The organism is Streptomyces flaveolus, assembly GCF_000716535.1.
Lineage (GTDB): Bacteria > Actinomycetota > Actinomycetes > Streptomycetales > Streptomycetaceae > Streptomyces > Streptomyces flaveolus_A.
Map to the genome: position 1 here is coordinate 12,742 of NZ_JNWV01000053.1, position 16,426 is coordinate 29,167.

11 protein-coding genes are annotated in these 16,426 nt (G+C 71.9%); 5 read left to right on the forward strand and 6 right to left on the reverse strand.

Annotation, left to right across the window (positions count from 1 at the left end; all coding sequences use genetic code 11):
- Window positions 1-8 precede the first annotated feature (8 nt).
- A complete protein-coding gene (locus OO52_RS40780; protein WP_051818979.1) occupies window positions 9-2,210 on the reverse strand; it encodes a discoidin domain-containing protein in 2,202 nt (733 codons plus the stop codon).
- 263 nt (window positions 2,211-2,473) lie between these two features.
- Between OO52_RS40780 and OO52_RS40785 the strand changes: the two genes are divergently transcribed.
- Window positions 2,474-2,977 (forward strand): MEKHLA domain-containing protein, encoded by a 504-nt coding sequence (locus tag OO52_RS40785; RefSeq protein ID WP_030656482.1) that lies wholly within the window; start codon window positions 2,474-2,476, stop codon window positions 2,975-2,977.
- A gap of 90 nt (window positions 2,978-3,067) precedes the next feature.
- Here the strand turns inward: OO52_RS40785 and OO52_RS40790 are convergent, their stop codons facing one another.
- Window positions 3,068-3,505, reverse strand: coding sequence for a cupin domain-containing protein (locus OO52_RS40790; RefSeq protein WP_030656484.1), 438 nt, complete (start codon window positions 3,503-3,505; stop codon window positions 3,068-3,070).
- Window positions 3,506-4,070: 565 nt separating this feature from the next.
- Here OO52_RS40790 and OO52_RS40795 point away from each other — a divergent pair.
- On the forward strand, window positions 4,071-4,568 hold the full coding sequence (locus tag OO52_RS40795; protein WP_030656486.1) for a sigma-70 family RNA polymerase sigma factor: 498 nt from the start codon (window positions 4,071-4,073) through the stop codon (window positions 4,566-4,568).
- A gap of 156 nt (window positions 4,569-4,724) precedes the next feature.
- The gene (locus tag OO52_RS40800) at window positions 4,725-5,873 is read left to right on the forward strand and encodes an LLM class flavin-dependent oxidoreductase (protein ID WP_078877433.1); all 1,149 of its coding nucleotides are present in this window, start codon (window positions 4,725-4,727) and stop codon (window positions 5,871-5,873) included.
- 106 nt (window positions 5,874-5,979) lie between these two features.
- Here OO52_RS40800 and OO52_RS40805 read toward each other — a convergent pair whose 3' ends face one another.
- Window positions 5,980-8,061 (reverse strand): AfsR/SARP family transcriptional regulator, encoded by a 2,082-nt coding sequence (locus OO52_RS40805; protein WP_234339936.1) that lies wholly within the window; start codon window positions 8,059-8,061, stop codon window positions 5,980-5,982.
- A gap of 1,099 nt (window positions 8,062-9,160) precedes the next feature.
- Here OO52_RS40805 and OO52_RS40815 point away from each other — a divergent pair.
- Together OO52_RS40815 and OO52_RS40820 are read left to right on the forward strand one after the other, a co-directional pair.
- Window positions 9,161-9,865 carry a hypothetical protein gene (locus tag OO52_RS40815; RefSeq protein WP_030656496.1) on the forward strand — a complete coding sequence of 235 codons (705 nt, stop codon included), beginning with the start codon at window positions 9,161-9,163 and terminating at the stop codon, window positions 9,863-9,865.
- A 948-nt stretch (window positions 9,866-10,813) separates the two neighbouring features.
- On the forward strand, window positions 10,814-11,500 hold the full coding sequence (locus OO52_RS40820) for a hypothetical protein (protein WP_030656498.1): 687 nt from the start codon (window positions 10,814-10,816) through the stop codon (window positions 11,498-11,500).
- Between the two features lie 42 nt (window positions 11,501-11,542).
- Here the strand turns inward: OO52_RS40820 and OO52_RS40825 are convergent, their stop codons facing one another.
- The 3 genes from OO52_RS40825 to abc-f all read right to left on the reverse strand — a co-directional run bounded on the left by OO52_RS40825 (window position 11,543) and on the right by abc-f (window position 16,232).
- Window positions 11,543-12,106, reverse strand: coding sequence for a CGNR zinc finger domain-containing protein (locus OO52_RS40825; RefSeq protein WP_030656500.1), 564 nt, complete (start codon window positions 12,104-12,106; stop codon window positions 11,543-11,545).
- Window positions 12,107-12,853: 747 nt separating this feature from the next.
- A complete protein-coding gene (locus OO52_RS40830) occupies window positions 12,854-14,518 on the reverse strand; it encodes an ABC-F family ATP-binding cassette domain-containing protein (protein WP_030656502.1) in 1,665 nt (554 codons plus the stop codon).
- Between the two features lie 79 nt (window positions 14,519-14,597).
- Entirely contained in the window at window positions 14,598-16,232 is a 1,635-nt protein-coding gene (gene abc-f / locus OO52_RS40835; RefSeq protein WP_030656504.1) for a ribosomal protection-like ABC-F family protein, read from the reverse strand.
- Window positions 16,233-16,426 lie beyond the last annotated feature (194 nt).

Sequence of the window (16,426 nt, forward strand, 5' to 3'; positions counted from 1 at the left end):
TCGGGTGCTCAGCCGCGCACCGTGACCGGGTGCGTGTTGTACCCCTCGACCCGCAGCTTCGGCCGGCCCGAGGGCAGGGCGGTGGCCGACCAGCACAGCGTGATCGAGCGCGTCTCACCGGGCAGCAGCCACAGGTGGTTGTCGTCGTAGAGAGCGGGCAGCACCCGGGCGCCGTCCTCGGCGTCCAGCAGGGAGAGCCGGACCATCGCGGCGACCATGGAACCCGTGTTGCGGACGGTCGCGCTCATCTCCCGGCGGTCTCCGTCGCGCGACACCGGTGAGAGGGAGGCCGACAGCCTGGTCCGCGACACCTGGTCCAGGGCGCGCAGGGCCTCGGGGGTGCGGCACCGCCAGTAGGTGTCGCGGGACAGCACCCGTCCCCGGTCGTCCGTGAGGGTCAGCCGCAGCAGGTGCAGGTCCGGCAGGTCGTCCGAGGGCGCCGCGGTGAACGCCACCGCCGACCCGGCGGGTGCCACGTCGACGCGGGCCCGCCGGGTGCTCGCGATCCGCCGGCCGGACAGGTCGTACGTCTCGGCGGTGACCGTCGCGTGCGTCAGCGCCCTCCTGGTGTGGTTGACCGCGATGATCTGCCACTTCACCGGATCCGCCCGGACGTGCAGGGACTCGTGGACACGTGGGCGGCCGAAGTGGGCGCCTGTGACGTCGAAGTCGTGGTCGTAGGTCAGCCAGGCTGTACCGTCCTCGTGGTCGACGAACGGCGTCTCGCGCGTGAGGTCGTCCAGGTCGCGGGCCGTGCCGAGGCGGGTGTCGATGGCGGCGGCCGTGCCGAGGCGGCTCTCGATGGCGGCCCGGTAGCTCCCGGGCGCCTGGGTCCCGCGCTCGTCGCGGTCGTGGCAGTACCACGCGCCGCCGATCGGCCACTCCGGCCGGTCGTCGCCCACCGCCATGGCGCGGGTGCTCGCGGCGGTGGAGACGGCGGGCCTGCCGGTCTCGGTGCGGAAGCCGAAACCCTCGCGGCCGTACGCCCACGGGGCGCAGTGGCGCCGCGGGCCGACCCACGCGCAGGGGCCGCCCGTGATGACGCCCTGGGCCGAGTTGCCCTGGTGGAGGTCTCCCGGTGTCCGGCTCTCGACAGCCGCGCGCACGCCCTGGTCGATCGTGGCGGGCGGGTCGCCCTCGGCGGCGCCGCACCACGCCGCCACGCACGGAAGGGCACGGTGGCGCGGCTCGGTGTCACGGGCCACGGGGACGAACGCCTCGCGGTCCGGCGGGTCCGTGCTCCAGGCGTTGGTGACGTCGTTCCCCACCGAGGCGTCGTGCGCGTCGCGGACGGCGTGGAACTCCTCGCGGTCGCTGCCGTCGACCCCGTCGCGGATCATCGCGCGGTCCGTGGCCCGGTGCGTCCGCCCGGGCGCGTCCACCCGCTCGGCGGGCATCCGCAGCGGCGGTTCGTCCCGGCCCCGGTCGCCGCCGCGCACCGGCACACGCACGCCGTTCACGCTGACATTCAGCGGGTCGGGGGTGTCGCCGACGGTCCGCACATCGGTCCAGGTGAAGCCGTCATCCGAGACCTGGACGACGTACGTCTTCGCGCAGGCCCGCTCCCACAGCACGGCCACGCGGTCCAAGCGCCGGGTGGAGCCGAGGCCGACCTGGATCCGCTGGTGGTCCTCGCGGGCGGGGGACCTGTGGGTGCCGGAGTTCCTGTCGGTGACGCGCGCGGCCGGGTGGCCGTCCTCCTCGCCGTAGGCCGTGGCCCGCGGGTGCGGTGGCGGGTCGGTACCGGGCATGGCGCTGTCGACGGCTCCCGGGGACCACGGGGAGTCGGCCCGGCTGGTGTCGCGGATGCCGCAGGGCAGGCGGACGTGACGGGCGGTGCAGGCCTCGAAGTCGGTCACCTGCCGGCCGGCGTCGCCGCTGTCGAAGGGCAGCGGGACGGTCGTGTCGTCCATGGACGCGGCGTGCGTGCACTGCTCGCCTTCCTCGGAGACCCGGACGACGTGGGCCTTCGGGTAGGCCTGCTCCCACACCGGGTCGACCCGGTCGACGGACCGCACGGAGCCGAGGCCGACGCGGATCCTCTGGCCGTCGACGCAGGCGGAGGACCTGCGGGTGCCCGGGTCGCCGTCGGTGGCGTTGGCCGGACCGTGGCCGTCCTCGGTGCCGGGGCCGGAGGCGGCCGGTGGTGCCGAGCCGGTGGCGACGGCGCGCCGGGAGGGGCGTTGCGATCGACTCGACTGATCGGCCATGAGTGCGCCGTCCTATCACAGGGGTGGGTCGGAAGGGGAGGTGCGTGTTGCCGAGCAGGAGCCACTCCCGTGGTCTGACAACGTTGCCATAGGCTGTTGCTGGGACAGTTCCCTGTCAAGGCTGGGACGCCGATGAAGGGCGGGGACGCCCCGACAGGCCCCGCCCGGAGCGCGTGGTGCCGCCGGGCCGCTGTCCTCCCGCCAGGCCACACATGTGACCATCGGACGCCGACTCGCGCCAGACAAAGGAACTGTGAACGGTGATGACATCCCTCGATGACGGCGGCACGCCGATAACGCTGAACATGTCGGCCGCGGACCCCGCGTTCGCCGCCCTGCTTCTCTCCAGCCATCTCCGGCTGGTGGGCGAGCCGCTGTGCCCGGCGCGGTGGGACACCGACCGGTCAGCCGCGCGATGGCTGTACGACCGGGCACCGTTCGGTCTGCTCGCGCACGACACCTCCGCCGATCCGCTCTTCGTCTACGCCAACAGCACCGCGCAGGAACGCTTCGGCTACTCCTGGGACGAGTTCGTCGGCATGCCGTCCCGGCTGTCCGCGCGCCCGGACGGCCAGCCGGACCGAGACGCCTTCGTGCGCGCCGTGCGGGCCGACCACTACGCCACCGGATACCGGGGGATCCGTGTCGGCAAGGACGGCCGCCCCTTCTGGATCGAGGACGTGACCATGTGGGACCTGATGGACACCCGTGGCAGGATCCACGGCCAGGCAGCGGTCTTCCGCTCCTGGTCACCGGCGGCCGGGTGACCCGGCCGCCGGCCTCCTCGTACGGCGAGCCCGCCACGGTGTGCTGCCGTGGCGGGCTCGCGCACCCGTGAGCCGGGCGGGGCCGGGTCCCTACTGGAAGTCGCAGCCCGGGTTGGGGGCGTCCTCCGACAGCGGGGCGCCGTGCGGCAGTACGTAGAGCACGTCGAGGACGACGTCGGTCGTGCCGAGGTTGCGGCCGATGTGCACGTGGTCGGCGCCGGCCGGCTCCGTGATGCTGCTGCCGGCGTGGTACACGCCGTCGGAGGCGCAGTCGGAGTCGAAGTGGCTCAGGGTGCCGTGCTGGACGACGCCGTAGAGGGTTCCGTCGTGGTAGTGCCAGCCGGTGCTCTGGCCCGGGGGAATCGTGATCTGCCGCAGTACGTAGTCCCTTCCGCCGAACGTCGTCTGGCTGATGATCGTGCCCTTCACACCGGGACCGGCCGGTGTGGCGAACGCGGTGCCCGCGCCGAGGGAGAGGCCGACGGCCGCGGCCATGGTCACTGCCAGGCGCAGCGAATTCTTGCGCATGTGGGTCAAACCTTTCAGGTGGATCCGCAGTGCGCCGACAGCGGCCGACGGGTCCGGGCCCGGCCGGCGCAGTGCATCGCAGAAACACGCGGGACAGACCGGCGCTGCCGGCACCGGTGGCACCGTGCCGCGCGCATCGGGTGTCGAGCAGACACTGTCACACCTGTGGCCGGTGCGACCAAGCCCCCACACTCTCCACCCGATTGCCCCACGACGAGCACATGTGTTTACCTTGGGCACCGCGGCGTGCGGCAGGTCAAGGCGGCTTGACGTACGTGACATACAACTCACCGCTCGTACATGTTTGGATTCTGTTAAGAGCGGGAAATACCGTGCGGAGCAGAAAACCACCTGGTGAGAAGGGGTTCTGCGGACCGCCCCGGACATCGTGCGCTCATATGTTCCGGTCTGACGGGGGCGCGGCACTGCGGCGACACAAATGCAGCAGTTTTCTGGCACTTGCCGATGCCTACAGTGCGAATGCGGGGGTTACATCCGGCCCCCGGTCGCCGCACAAAAGAGAACCAGGATGGTTCAGAACACTATGGCTACGCCCCTCACGGCTATGTCCCGGTCCGACCTGCTCGGCACGATCATGAGGGAACACCGGGACGGTCTTGTCTCTTACGCCGAGAAGATGCTGGGTGACCACGGACTGGCCGAGGACATCGTCCAGGAGGCCATCATCCGGGCCTGGCGGAACATCGACCGTCTGCTCGGGATGGAGGGATCGGTCCGCGGCTGGCTCTTCACCGTGACCCGGCATCTGGTCATCGACTGGGTGCGCAAGCCCCACGCCCGAAGGGAAGTCATCGGAGACACCTACAACGACCCCGTATCGGGTACCGAGGGCACCGAGGCGGTGCACGATGCCATGGTGGTCAGGCCGCTGCTGCGCCGGCTGTCTCCGGAACACCGAGCCGTGCTGGTCCACATCTACCTGTGTGACCGCACCATTCAGGAAACCGCCGGCATCCTCGGGGTTCCGGCGGGCACGGTCAAGAGCCGCCAGCACAACGCGCTGCGCAAGCTGCGCGCCGTCGTCCGACCCGAGGCGGCCTAGACATCGTTGTCTTCGCTCCGTGGCCCGACCCGAGGCACCGCTCACACGTACCTCTGAGCCCTTCCGGGGTTTGACCGGACCCAGCGGTCCGTCTACTCTGGCCGAGATATGTGGACCCATAGGTCCGGTTAAGCGTCTCGGCAGGGAGAGCGGCACATGGAAGACACGGCGACACCGGGCGGGGCTCGCACCGGAACACCCCCGGCGGCCTCGACCACAGCCGTGGCCGACACCGCGGTGGCGGCCGCCGGGCCACACGGAAGCGCCCCGGCTCCGCTCTCGGTCCTCGACCTCTCGGTGGTGGGAGAGGGCGACAGCGCCGCCGAGGCGCTGGCCCACACCGTCGCACTGGCGCAGGAGGCCGAGCGCCGGGGCTACCGCCGTTTCTGGGTCGCCGAGCACCACAGCTTCCCCGCCTCGGCGAGCCCGGCCCCCGCGGTACTGCTGGCCCACCTCGCCGGCGTGACCAGTGGCATCAGGCTCGGCTCGGGCGGAGTGATGCTGACCAACCACGCGCCACTCGTGGTGGCCGAACAGTTCGGCGTACTCAACGCCCTGCACCCCGGGCGCATCGATCTGGGGCTCGGCCGCAACCCGGGCGGCCTTCCCAGCGTCGCCCAGGCGCTGCGCCGCGGTGATGAGGACCCCGGGCCGGACGCCTTCCGGGAGCAGCTGGACGAAGTCCTGGGCTTCTTGAAGACCGAGTTCCCGGAGGACCACCCGTACACCCGCGACCATGTGCACGTGGTGCCCGCAGCGCCCGGCCTGCCGGTGTGGGTGCTCGGCTCGGGGACGACGGGGGCGATGGTGGCCGCACGGCTCGGGCTGCCCTTCGTCGCCGCCTACCACATCAACGCGGCTCAGGTTCCGAAGGCCGTCGAGACGTACCGCGAGGAGTTCCGCCCCTCGAAGACGCTTCACGCGCCGTACCTGATGGTCTCCGCCAACGTCGTCTGTGCCGAATCCGAGCCGGAGGCTCTGTCCCTGGCCCGGTCGGGTGCGCTGATGCTGGCACTCGCCCGGCAGGGGAGGCAGACCCGGCTGCCCTCCGCGCAGACGGCGGCGGAGCACCCGTACACCGCCGAGGAGCGCCGGATCACGGACCTCCTGCTGAGTACCGTCGTCCACGGGACGCCGGAGGCGGTCCGCGCGGGTCTGACCGACCTGCAGCGGCGCACCGGCGCCGACGAGCTGATGCTGACGTCGATGATCCACGACTTCCCGGCCCGCAGGCTCTCCTACTCGCTGGTGGCCGAGGAGTTCGCCCTGAGCGGCGACGCACGTGTGACCCCTGCACCCATGTGATCACAGCGCCCGGGGCGTGGTCCTGACCGCTCGGTTCATCTCCGCCATGGACGTCTCCACCGTGACCGTCGCGGCGCGGACCACCCCCTGTCGCCGACGACGACCTCTACTGGTTCCTGACGCACATCTCCAGTGCCGAGGTCAGTTGTCGCCGGAAGGTCTCGCCGCTCGGGTGGTGCCCGAGCGAGCGTGCCAGTTCGGGCAGCAGGTACTGCTCGGCGACGATCCACTCGGCGGCGTCCGAGCGTCCGTCGAAGTGCTGGGGACGGACACCCGGCCGCGGCGGCGGCAGGATCACGGTGCTGCGGTGCGGTGCCAGCAGTGCTGTGGCGGCCTCGGCGCTGTACAGATAGTGCTCGACCATCCGGGCGACCGCTTCCGAACGGGCACTGGGCGAATCCAGGAGCGAGCCGAGTTCCGCGGCGTAGGTGCGCAGCAGTTCGTGACAGGTGTACCGCCCGGCGACCAGCTCGACCAGCAGGTGGTGGTCCATCAGCTCGGCCACGTCCTGCCGGGTCCTGCGCAGATCGGTGCCGGCCAGGCTGGCGGCGGCCGGCAGGGCGATGTCCCGCGAGGGGTGCAGGCCGAGCAGCCGGAACAGTCTCGCGGCGCTGCTGCTGAGGGCGTCGTAGGAGCGGTGGAAGGCGTCGCGGGTGTTCGTGCGGGCGTCCCTGCCGGACAGGGCGTCGAGGCTGTCGGCCGTGTCGTGCAGCCTGGCCGTGAGCGATGCCAGCGGGAACTGCGGTTGCGTCAGGGCACGGGCGCCGGCGACGGCCAGTGCCAGCGGCAGCCCGCCGCACAGTTCCACCAGTTCCTCCGCGGCGGCGCGCTCGGCACGGATCCGGTCCGTGCCCAGCCGCCGGTCGAGCAGTTCGAGGCCCTCCTGCCGGGTCATGGGGTCGAGTGTGATGATCCGCGCGTTGTCGGTGACGGCGAGGCCCTCCAGCCGGCGCCGGCTGGTGACGATCGCGAGGCATCCCGGTGTGGCGGGCAGGAGCGGCCGTACCTGTTCGCAGTCCACCGCGTCGTCCAGGACGAGCAGCAGCCGGCGCCCGGCCAGGGCACTGCGGTAGGCGGAGCCGAGGGCGGCGGCACTCGGGTACGACTGGTTGCTCTCCACGCCCAGCGCGTCGAGCACCTCGGCGATGGCCGCGCCTGTTTCCAGGGGGGACAGGGACGGGTGGTGACCCTGTAGGTCCACGTAGATCTGACCGTCGGGGAAGTGGTCGGCCACCCGGTGGCCCCAGTGCACGGCCAGTGTCGTCTTGCCGACACCCGCCATGCCGCAGATGGCCGCGGTCATCGTGGGCGGCCGGCTCTCACCCTCCAGCGGAAGCAGCTCCAGGCACTGGCCCAGTGCCCGCTCACGGCCGGCGAAGGACAGGCAGTCCGCGGGCAACTGGGCCGGCCTGCCGGCACCCACGGGCCGCGGTGCCGGGTGGTCCGTACCGGCGGCGATCCGGCGCTGGAGCAGGTGCTGCTGGGCGGCGCGCAGTTCGGGCCCGGGTTCGACGCCCAGTTCCTCGGCCAGCCCCCGGCGGATGCTCTCGAACTGCTCCAGGGCCGCGGCCTGCCGACCGCTGGCGGCCAGCGCGGCGATGATCCGGCAGTGCAGGGCCTCGTCGAATGGGTGGCACTCCACGGCGCGGCGCAGCATCGTCAGTACTTCTTCGGTCAGTTCGGGCGCCGCCGTGAGGACGGCGTCGGCCGCCTCCTTCACCGTCGCGACGAACTCGTGCCCCACCGATGTGAACACCGGGTGCCGGGCCACGTGGGTGCCGGCGGCGACGGCCGGACCGCGCCACAGCCGCAGCGCTGCCATGAAGTCCTGTGCGGCCTGTGCCGGCCCGCCGCCCCTGAGCGCGAGCTGTGCCTGTGCGCGCAGGTCGCGGAAGTGCAGCAGGTCAGAGGTCGAGGTGTCGACCAGCAGGCGGTATCCGTCGGCGGCGCGCACCAGGTGTGCCGCGTGCGTCCTGCTGCGGAGTTCGGGTTCGAGCGTTCTGCGCAGCGCGCCGATGTGCCGGTGCACCACATTGACGGCGCTGGCCGGCGGCTCGTCGTCCCAGAGGATGTCCACGGCTTCGTCCACCGTGAGCGGGCCGGGGGCGCGCAGCAGCAGAAGGGCGAGCAGGGCCAGTCTTTTCGGGGGACCCAGGTCGATCTCGGTGTCACCACGCAATGCCCGCACGGTGCCGAGGATTGAGTAGCGCACTGTCGCGTCCATCTCGCCGCTGGCCTCGCCAATCTCACTTCGTGCCGTTGGTCGCCCGTCCTATGGGGCCGCCGCTCCGGTCCGGGACGAGGCCGTCCGCCGCGGGGGTACTTCCCGGCATGCCTGAGGGGATGTCAGACATGTGAGGGCACCCCGGAGGAACGGGCAGTGGAAGGGGTGCACGGAACGGGCGTGTCCGGAACCCACCACTGTCGACGTGTCGACCGCCCGCAAGTGGACTCGGCAGTCCGCATAGGCGCCCGACTCTACTACAGGCCGTACTGCCCGGACAGCCTGTCCGCGCCGGGGCGACAGGAAATCACAGGGTAAGCATGGCAGTCGGTGACCGTCGGCGTATCAGTCTGTCGACTTGCCGTTCCAGCGCCGTCCGGGTCTTCGGTGCGTCACATGACGGTGGGAGTGCGCGCGCCGGCCCGACGGCCGAGGGCGCTCGACGCGCGCGACCGGACCTTGGGTGTGTATGACCGGCATGTACACCTCGCCAGCATGTCGAATGGGACAGGTTTCATCATGCCCGCCAGATCGTCACCGGTCAAGGGGGTGACGAATGAAGGGAAAGGGCACTGGGCGGCGTCCGCGGAGGTGTGGATCCCCCCGGCATGGTGGATCATGTCGAGGTGACAGTCGGAGGTTCCGAGCGGGCGGCACATCACCTCGGTCACCTCGACACGTGTACACGCGTCCACGTGTGGGCGGTGCGGGCGGAGAACGACATGAGGACGTCACCGGTCCGGCGGCCGGCCACGGAGGGTCAGGACGGCTCTTCACCGGACGCCGAGGGCGTCGGAACGCCGACGGCGCGAGGACGGCAGGTGAACCTTGCGGAAGCCCGCACCGTTCGTTCTCATGACGGGCTTCGATCGCCTGGGCGGCTGCTACGGGCGCCCGCTCCGCCGACCGGTCGGTCCGGGCGCCCGCGGGTGGGGCGCAGCCGGGCCGCGCGGTGGTCCCGACCGGGCGACGGACTCGCCCGCGGGGCCTGCGGCTCCGGGACGGCAGTCCGGCCGACGGCTTGCCTTCACGCGTCGTCACGCCGGTGAGAGGAGGAGCCCCCTTGTACGTTCTGGTCCCCGACGACCCCGTGTTCTTCGCGAAGTTCCAGAGCCTCGAAGAGCCGCTTCTCCGCCAGCTCTACCTGCTCCACAGCGCGGGCCTTGACTCCGACGACGAGCGGATCATCGCCGATGCCTACGACAGCTGGGTGCAGGTGCTGCTGAAACTGCCGCTGTGGTCCCAGTGGCACGCCACGGACACCTCCGTACCCGCCACGGACACGTCCGCACCGGTCACGGACGCCTCCGAACCCGCCACGGACACGTACGACGGGCATGCTCCGGGCGAGCCGGCCGGGTACACCCTCTACGGCGCGGGCGGCGCACAGCTGACGAGTCTCTACCCGATCGAGGTGACCGCGGCCGACCTCGGACACCTGACGGCCTGCCTCGACCTGTTCGCCGCGGCCGGCAGGACCCGGCGTGCGGTGCCGGACGAGGCGGACACCGAAGCGGACGCCGACCGGCCCGAACGGAAGGACACCCTCGTCGACGTCTTCCGGCGCGTCATGGAGGTCTTGCTGCTTCCGCCTCCTCAGCGGCTCCTGGGCACCCTGCAGCAGGTCATGCGCCAGGGCCGGGCCGGCTCCGTGACCCTGCCGGCCGAGGAGGAGACGGAGTACCGGCGCTACTGCGAGGACATCGTGACCATCCTCAGCTCCGGTGACACGTTCGCCTACCGCAGCCATCGCGCCCTGTACCTGTGAGGATGCCTCCAGGACGACGGGGGCGGATGTTCGCTGAACCTTCTCGGCCCCCGGGTGCGTTCTTCAGTTGGAGGTTCCGCCGTCGGACACGCGGACGGTGGGACCGGGGACGGCCCTGCTGGGGGGCTGACCATCCCCTCGATGGTCGGATGACCGTCCACGCACTGGCGGCCCGAGTCCCCCCTCAGGGCCGCCAGTGCGCACACCTGGTGCACCACAGGGTGTGCCCGTTCGTTACGCCTGTTGTCAGGATTGCGAGCGCGGAGTGGTCCCGTGGCGGATGGACTCGGCGAGCAACTGACGGACCACCTGCCGGGAGGCACCGGGCACCCGCCGCGGCCCGGTCTCGCGGACCCGTTCCATCACCGTGGGGCCGGCGGGGGCGGACCCGTCGGCGGGTGTCTCGGCGGTGGTTCGTCGCCCCTGGCGTGCCCGCTCTGTGCTTGGATCAGGCCGATCAGGGCGTCCGTCACGGCCGGCTCCGGTTCGCGGCGCTGCTTCTGGTCCTCCGGGCCGGGCAGCCGTGCGGCTCTTCACCGGGACAGCCGTCGCCCCGCACCCGAGGGCCGTCTGGCGGACATCGCCCACATGCGTTACGCGAGACGGCCACCGTCATCCGGAAGGCTCTGAGCGGGTGGGTTTCCCGGCGACGGGATCTCGGCCGTGGCGCTGTGTGTCGCGTACCTGAAACACTTCTTCTCCACAGGATCTTCTGACACGTGTCTCTGTGGTACGTTCCGTGATCAGCCGGTCTGATGATCCGTATGCACTCACCCGCACAGGTGTGTAGGTGGCGCGCGTACCCGAGGGCCGGCTCTCTCTTGGTTCGATCGGAGACGCTCACCGGTCGGAAGCGATCCTCGGTCCGCCCCGAGCGGCTGTCCGCTGCCGGTCCGCAGGGTCGCCCTCCTCGCCTCGCGGCACGGAAACGGTAAGAAAGGTGTACGGATGTCCGCCACACAGGTGCCGGCCAAGGAAGGCACCCGGCTCTTCGAGGAACTGTGTGCCGTGCACGGCATCGCGACCCGGGCGGCCGAGCTCGTCGCCGGGTCCTTCACGCGGCTGGCGGGCGGTGCGGCCGTCGACACGAAGACGCTGGTGACGACCGTGCGGTGGTTCGTCGACTTCGCGCGCGGACTTCACCAGGGCAAGGAAGAACGGATCTGGCCGGTGCTGCGCGAGCGGTTCCCCATGAGGGTCCGCCGACTGGGCCAACTCGCGGAGGACGCCGACGCGTTGGTCGAGACGCTCGACGCGCTGGAGAGCGTGATCGGGCGGATCGCCGAGGAGCGCCGGGTCGGCGGGTCGGTGAGCTGGGGGCACGCGATGCGGGAGGGGACGCTCGCCTCGCACCGGGTACAGGATCTGTTGGCCAGGCGCCTCGGCGTGGAGGAGCCGCTGTTCAGGGGGCTGATCCCCATCGCCCCGGACGAGGACGTCGTAGGGCTCCGCAAGGCGCTCGCCGAATCCGTCCCGCGCGGCGGGCCGCATCTGGTCCTCGGGCTCCTGGAGTACCCCGAGCCCCTTCCCGGCCGGGAACAGGTGTACGCGGGTCTCCCGCCGTCTGTGCGCTGGACCCGGGGGATGCTGGTGAGCAGATTCCGCAGGACGCTCAAGGGCCTCGCGGTCGAGTGATCCCGCGTCCGCCGGGTCCGGGCGTACCCCCGGGTCAGTGGGTCATCGCACGGGCATGACGGGCGCGGTCTTCTTCCGCGCGCGGTAGGCGGCGGCCTTGATCTTGTTGCCGCAGGACTCCATGCCGCACCACTGGCGCCGCATGCCCCGGGAGCGGTCGATGTAGATCCGCGTGCACTCCGGGTTGCCGCACTCCTTCATCAGGGGGACGTCCGGGCCGCTGAGCAGTTCGACGGCCTGCCGCGCGACGGTCGCCAGGGCTTGCCCGGGGGTCGCCTCGTTGTGCCGCCCGGCCATGGTGAGCTGCGGCGTCACCGGGGTCTTGCGCGCGGCGCCGTTGACCACGGCAAGTGCCTCGCGGTCGAACTCCTCACCGAGACGGCGGTTGGTGACGAGGCGGTAGATGGCCTCGCGCACGGTGGTCGCCTCCCGGACGTCTTCCTCGTCGCCCGGCGTGATCGTGTCCACGAGTCCGGACTCCAGATACCAGGCGTTCAGCCGCTCCGGTGTCACGAACATCTCGAACCGGGTCGAGCGCCGGGCACGGAGAGTGGCCGCGAAGTCGAGGGCCGGGTGCCCGCATACGAAGACATGGTCAAGGTTCACATCACCATCTTGACAGGTGACTGTCCCGAAGCGCAAGAAGTGTCACCGTTCCGGGCGGTGCCGCTCGGACGGGGCGCGATGAGGGTACAGCCTCTGAATCACGGTCACAGGGCACCGGGATCGGCGTCAGGGGGCACCCGGACAGGACACTCGGGGTGGGCTCAGGGGGGACCCGGAGTGGGGCGTCAGGCATTGCGGACTGGGGCGGTGACCGGCATCGCAGCGGGGGTGTAGGCCCGCGCTTGGTCTGGCGCGCCCGTATCCGTGTGGCGCCCGGGCCCGCCGCTGGCGTGGCGCCCCCGCCCCCGCCCCGCGTCGCGCGTCCGGTTCAGGTCCCGGAACGGGCCGTCGCCGTGTCCTCGCGCTGTCCGCTTCCCGGCTCCAGCCGGGTAGGCGTGGGGCGTGAGGCATTGCGGACTGGGGCGGTGACCGGCATCGCAGCGGGCGGGGAGGCCCGCACCCGGTCTGGCGCCCCCGGCCTCACCGCTGGCGTGGCGCCCCCGCCCCCGGCGTCGTGCGGCCGGTTCAGGTCCGGGAACGGGCCGTCGCCGTGTCCTGCCGCTGTCCGCTTGCCGGCTTCAGCCGGGTCGGCGTGGGGCGTCAGGCATTGTGGACTGGGGCGGTGACCGGCAGAGCAGCGAACGTGGAGGCCCGCCCCCGGTCTGGCGCGCCCGCATCCGTCCGGCGCCCCCGGGCCCGCCGCTGGCGTGGCGCCCCCGCCCTCGCCCCCGGCGTCGTGCGGCCGGTTCAGGTCCGGGAGCGGGCCGTCACCGTGTCCTGCTGCTGTCCGCTTCCCGGCTCCAGCCGGATCTCGCGGCCCTGCCACCGGCGCCGCAGCCAGCGGTCGTGGCTGGCGAGGACGATCGCGCCGGGCCCGGTGCCGAGTGCGGCCTCCAGCTCGTCGCACAGGGTGGGGGACAGGTGGTTGGTGGGCTCGTCGAGCAGCAGCAGTTGGGGCGGGCGGGCCACCAGGAGGGCCAGCGCGAGCCGCCGGCGCTGCCCCACGGACAGCCGGCCGACGGGTTTGTCCAGGTCCGCCTCGTGCAGGAGACCGAGCGAGCCCAGCGGCACCTTCTCGGCCCGCGCCGGGCCCAGCGTCAGCTCGTAGGTGTCGCGGACCGTACGCTCGGGCCGGTCGAAGACGGTGTCCTGGGTGAGCAGCCCGACCGTGAGCCGGCGCCGCCTGCGCACCTCGCCCTCGGCCGGCAGACGTCCGGCGAGCACGGCGAGCAGTGTCGACTTGCCCGCCCCGTTGCCACCGGTGACCAGCAGCCGGTCGGTCGCCGACACCTCCAGGGCGTCCAGCGCGAGCCGGCCGGGCACCCGTACGTCCCGCAGGGACACCAGCGGCTGGGGGCCCTCCTCCGCGCGGGCGGCCAGTTCCCCGGCCGCGAATCGGAGCGGCCGGGGCGGCTCGGCGACCTGGGTGCGCTCCAGTTCCTCCAGCCGCCGGGTGGCGTTGCGCACCCGGCGGGAGATCGAGTTCTGCACCCGGCCCGCCCGGTGGCCGTAGCCCATCTTCTCGTTGTCGACGCGCCCCCGGTCGGGGGCGACCCGGTGCGCGGTCACGCCCGCCGACTCGCGCAGTTCCTCCAGTTCCTCCTGCTCCTCGGCGTACCGCCGTTCCCAGCGCTCCCGCTCGGCGCGCTTCTCGTCCAGGTAGGCGCTGTAGTTGCCGCCGTAGCGGACCGGGCCGTCCACCGCCGGGTCGAGGTCGATCAGGTCGGTGCAGACCGCGTCGAGGAAGGCCCGGTCGTGGCTGGCGACGACCACGGTTCCGGGCAGGCGGCGGACCTGCTCCTCGAGGAACGCGGCCGCGGTGTCGTCGAGGTGGTTGGTCGGCTCGTCCAGCAACAGCGCGGACGGCCTGCGCACGAGCAGCGCGGCCAGGGCCAGCCGGCCGCGCTGCCCGCCGGACAGCGAGCCGAGCGTGCGCTCGTGCCCGAGCGTGCCGAGGCCCAGCCCGTCCAGCGCCAGCGCCGCGCGGCGGTCGGCGTCCCAGGCCTCACGGTCCTGGGCCTGTTCCAGCCGCCTGCCGTAGGTGTCGAGGAGTTCGGCGTGGCCGGGATCGTCCTCCGGCACACGGGCCAGCTCCTCGCCGAGCCGGTCGAGCTCCGCGAGGTCCTCGCGGGCCTCGCGCAGTGCCTCGTCGAGCACCGCGGCGATGGTCGAGCCGGCGTCGAAGGGCATCTCCTGATGCAGGAAGCCGAGGTCGGCGGGGCGTGTGACACTCCCCGCGTCGGGTTCGTCCACGCCGGCCAGCACCCGCAGCAGGGTGGACTTGCCGACGCCGTTCTCCCCGATCAGGCCGATGCGGTGGCCGGGAGAGGCGGTCAGGGAGACACCGTCGAGGACGCGACGGCCACCGAGACCGCGGACGATGTCGCGGGCGAGCAGAGCGGGTTGAGGCACAGGGAACCGTCCAACGTGATCGGTGGTCGGCCCGCGGGGCACGGGGCCTCGGACGCGGGCCACTGCACACGCCGGCGGCTCACACCGTCGGGGCCCCGGTCTCCTTGAGCGCCCCGTCGGCCAGCCGCAGCCAGCGGTTCACGCCGATCTCGGCGAGGAACCGCTCGTCGTGGCTGACCACCATGAACGCGCCCTGGTAGGAGTTGAGCGCGCTCTCCAGCTGGCCCGCGCTGACCAGGTCCAGGTTGTTGGTCGGCTCGTCGAGCAGGAGCAGGTGGGGGGCCGGTTCGGCGCACAGCACACAGGCCAGGGTGGCGCGCAGCCGCTCACCGCCGGACAGGACGCCTACCGGCAGGTGGGCCCGGGCGCCGCGGAAGAGGAAGCGGGCGAGCAGGTTCATCCGCTCCGCCTCGGCCCGCTCCGGGGCGAAGGCGGCGAAGTTCTCCGCCACGGTACGGTCCAGGTCCAGCAGGTCCAGGCGCTGCGAGAGGTAGGCGATACGGCCGTCGTTGCGCTTGATCTCCCCGCCGTCCGGGGCGAGATCGCCCGTGATCAGCCGCAGCAGCGTGGTCTTGCCCGCGCCGTTGGGGCCGGTCAGCGCGATGCGCTCGGGACCGCGGATGGTCAGGTCGACGCCTCCGTCGGCGAACACGGCCTTGCCCGCGTGGTGGACCTGCATGCCCTCGCCGAGGAAGAGGTTGCGTCCGGCGGGCACCTGGGTGTCGGGCAGTTCCAGGGTGAGGCGCTGCTCGTCGCGCAGCGCGCGTCCGGCCTCGTCGAGGCGGGCCTTGGCCTCGCTGACCCGGGAGGCGTGCATCGTGCCGGCCTTGCCCGCGGCCTCCTGCGCGCCGCGCTTCATGTTGCCGGCGAAGATCTTCGGCAGACCGGCGTTCTTGAGGTTCTTGGCGGCGTTGCTCGCGCGGCGCTCGGCGCGCTCGCGGGCCTGCTGCATCTCCCGCTTCTCCCGCTTCAGCTCCGCCTCGGCGTTGCGCACGTTCTTCTCGGCGACCTCCTGCTCGGCGCGCACGGCCTCCTCGTACTCGGTGAAGTTGCCGCCGTAGAAGCGCAGTTCGTCGCTGCCGAGTTCGGCGATGCGCTCCATGCGGTCGAGCAGCGCGCGGTCGTGGCTGACGAGCAGCAGACAGCCGTTGAAGTCCCCGAGCACGTCGTAGAGCTTGCGCCGGGCCTCCAGGTCGAGGTTGTTGGTCGGCTCGTCGAGCAGCAGCACGTCGGGGCGCTTGAGCAACTGGGCGGCGAGCCCCAGGGAGACGACCTGGCCGCCGCTGAGCGTGCTCAGGCTGCGGTCCAGCGTGAGGTCGGCGAGGCCCAGGCGGTCGAGCTGGGCGCGGGTGCGCTCCTCGATGTCCCAGTCGTCGCCGATGGTGGTGAAGTGCTCCTCGCTCACGTCCCCGGACTCGACGGCGTCGATGGCGCGGATCACCGCGGCGACGCCGAGCACCTCGGCGACGGTGAGATTGCCGGTCAGGGGAAGGCTCTGCGGGAGGTAGCCCAGCGTGCCGGCCACCGACACCGAGCCGGTGGCGGGCTTGAGCTCCCCGGCGATCAGCTTGAGCAGGGTGCTCTTGCCGGAGCCGTTGGGGGCGACCAGGCCGGTGCGGCCGGTGGTCACGGTGAAGGACAGGTCGTGGAAGACCGGGGTGTCGTCGGGCCAGGCGAAGGACAGGTTCGAGCAGACGACGGCGGCGTCGGACATGAAGGCGACCTCGAAGGTACTGAGGGCAGAGCATGGACTTCTGCCCTGGGAAGACATGGAAGAAATGGGTACGACTGGACGGACCACGTCGGCGGCGCTCCTGAAGCACCGGCCGGTGGCCGTCAGGTCCGGATCTCACCCGGAGATGTCGTCTTCACCCACCACGTCTGCGACTCCTCGATTCACACGGTCCA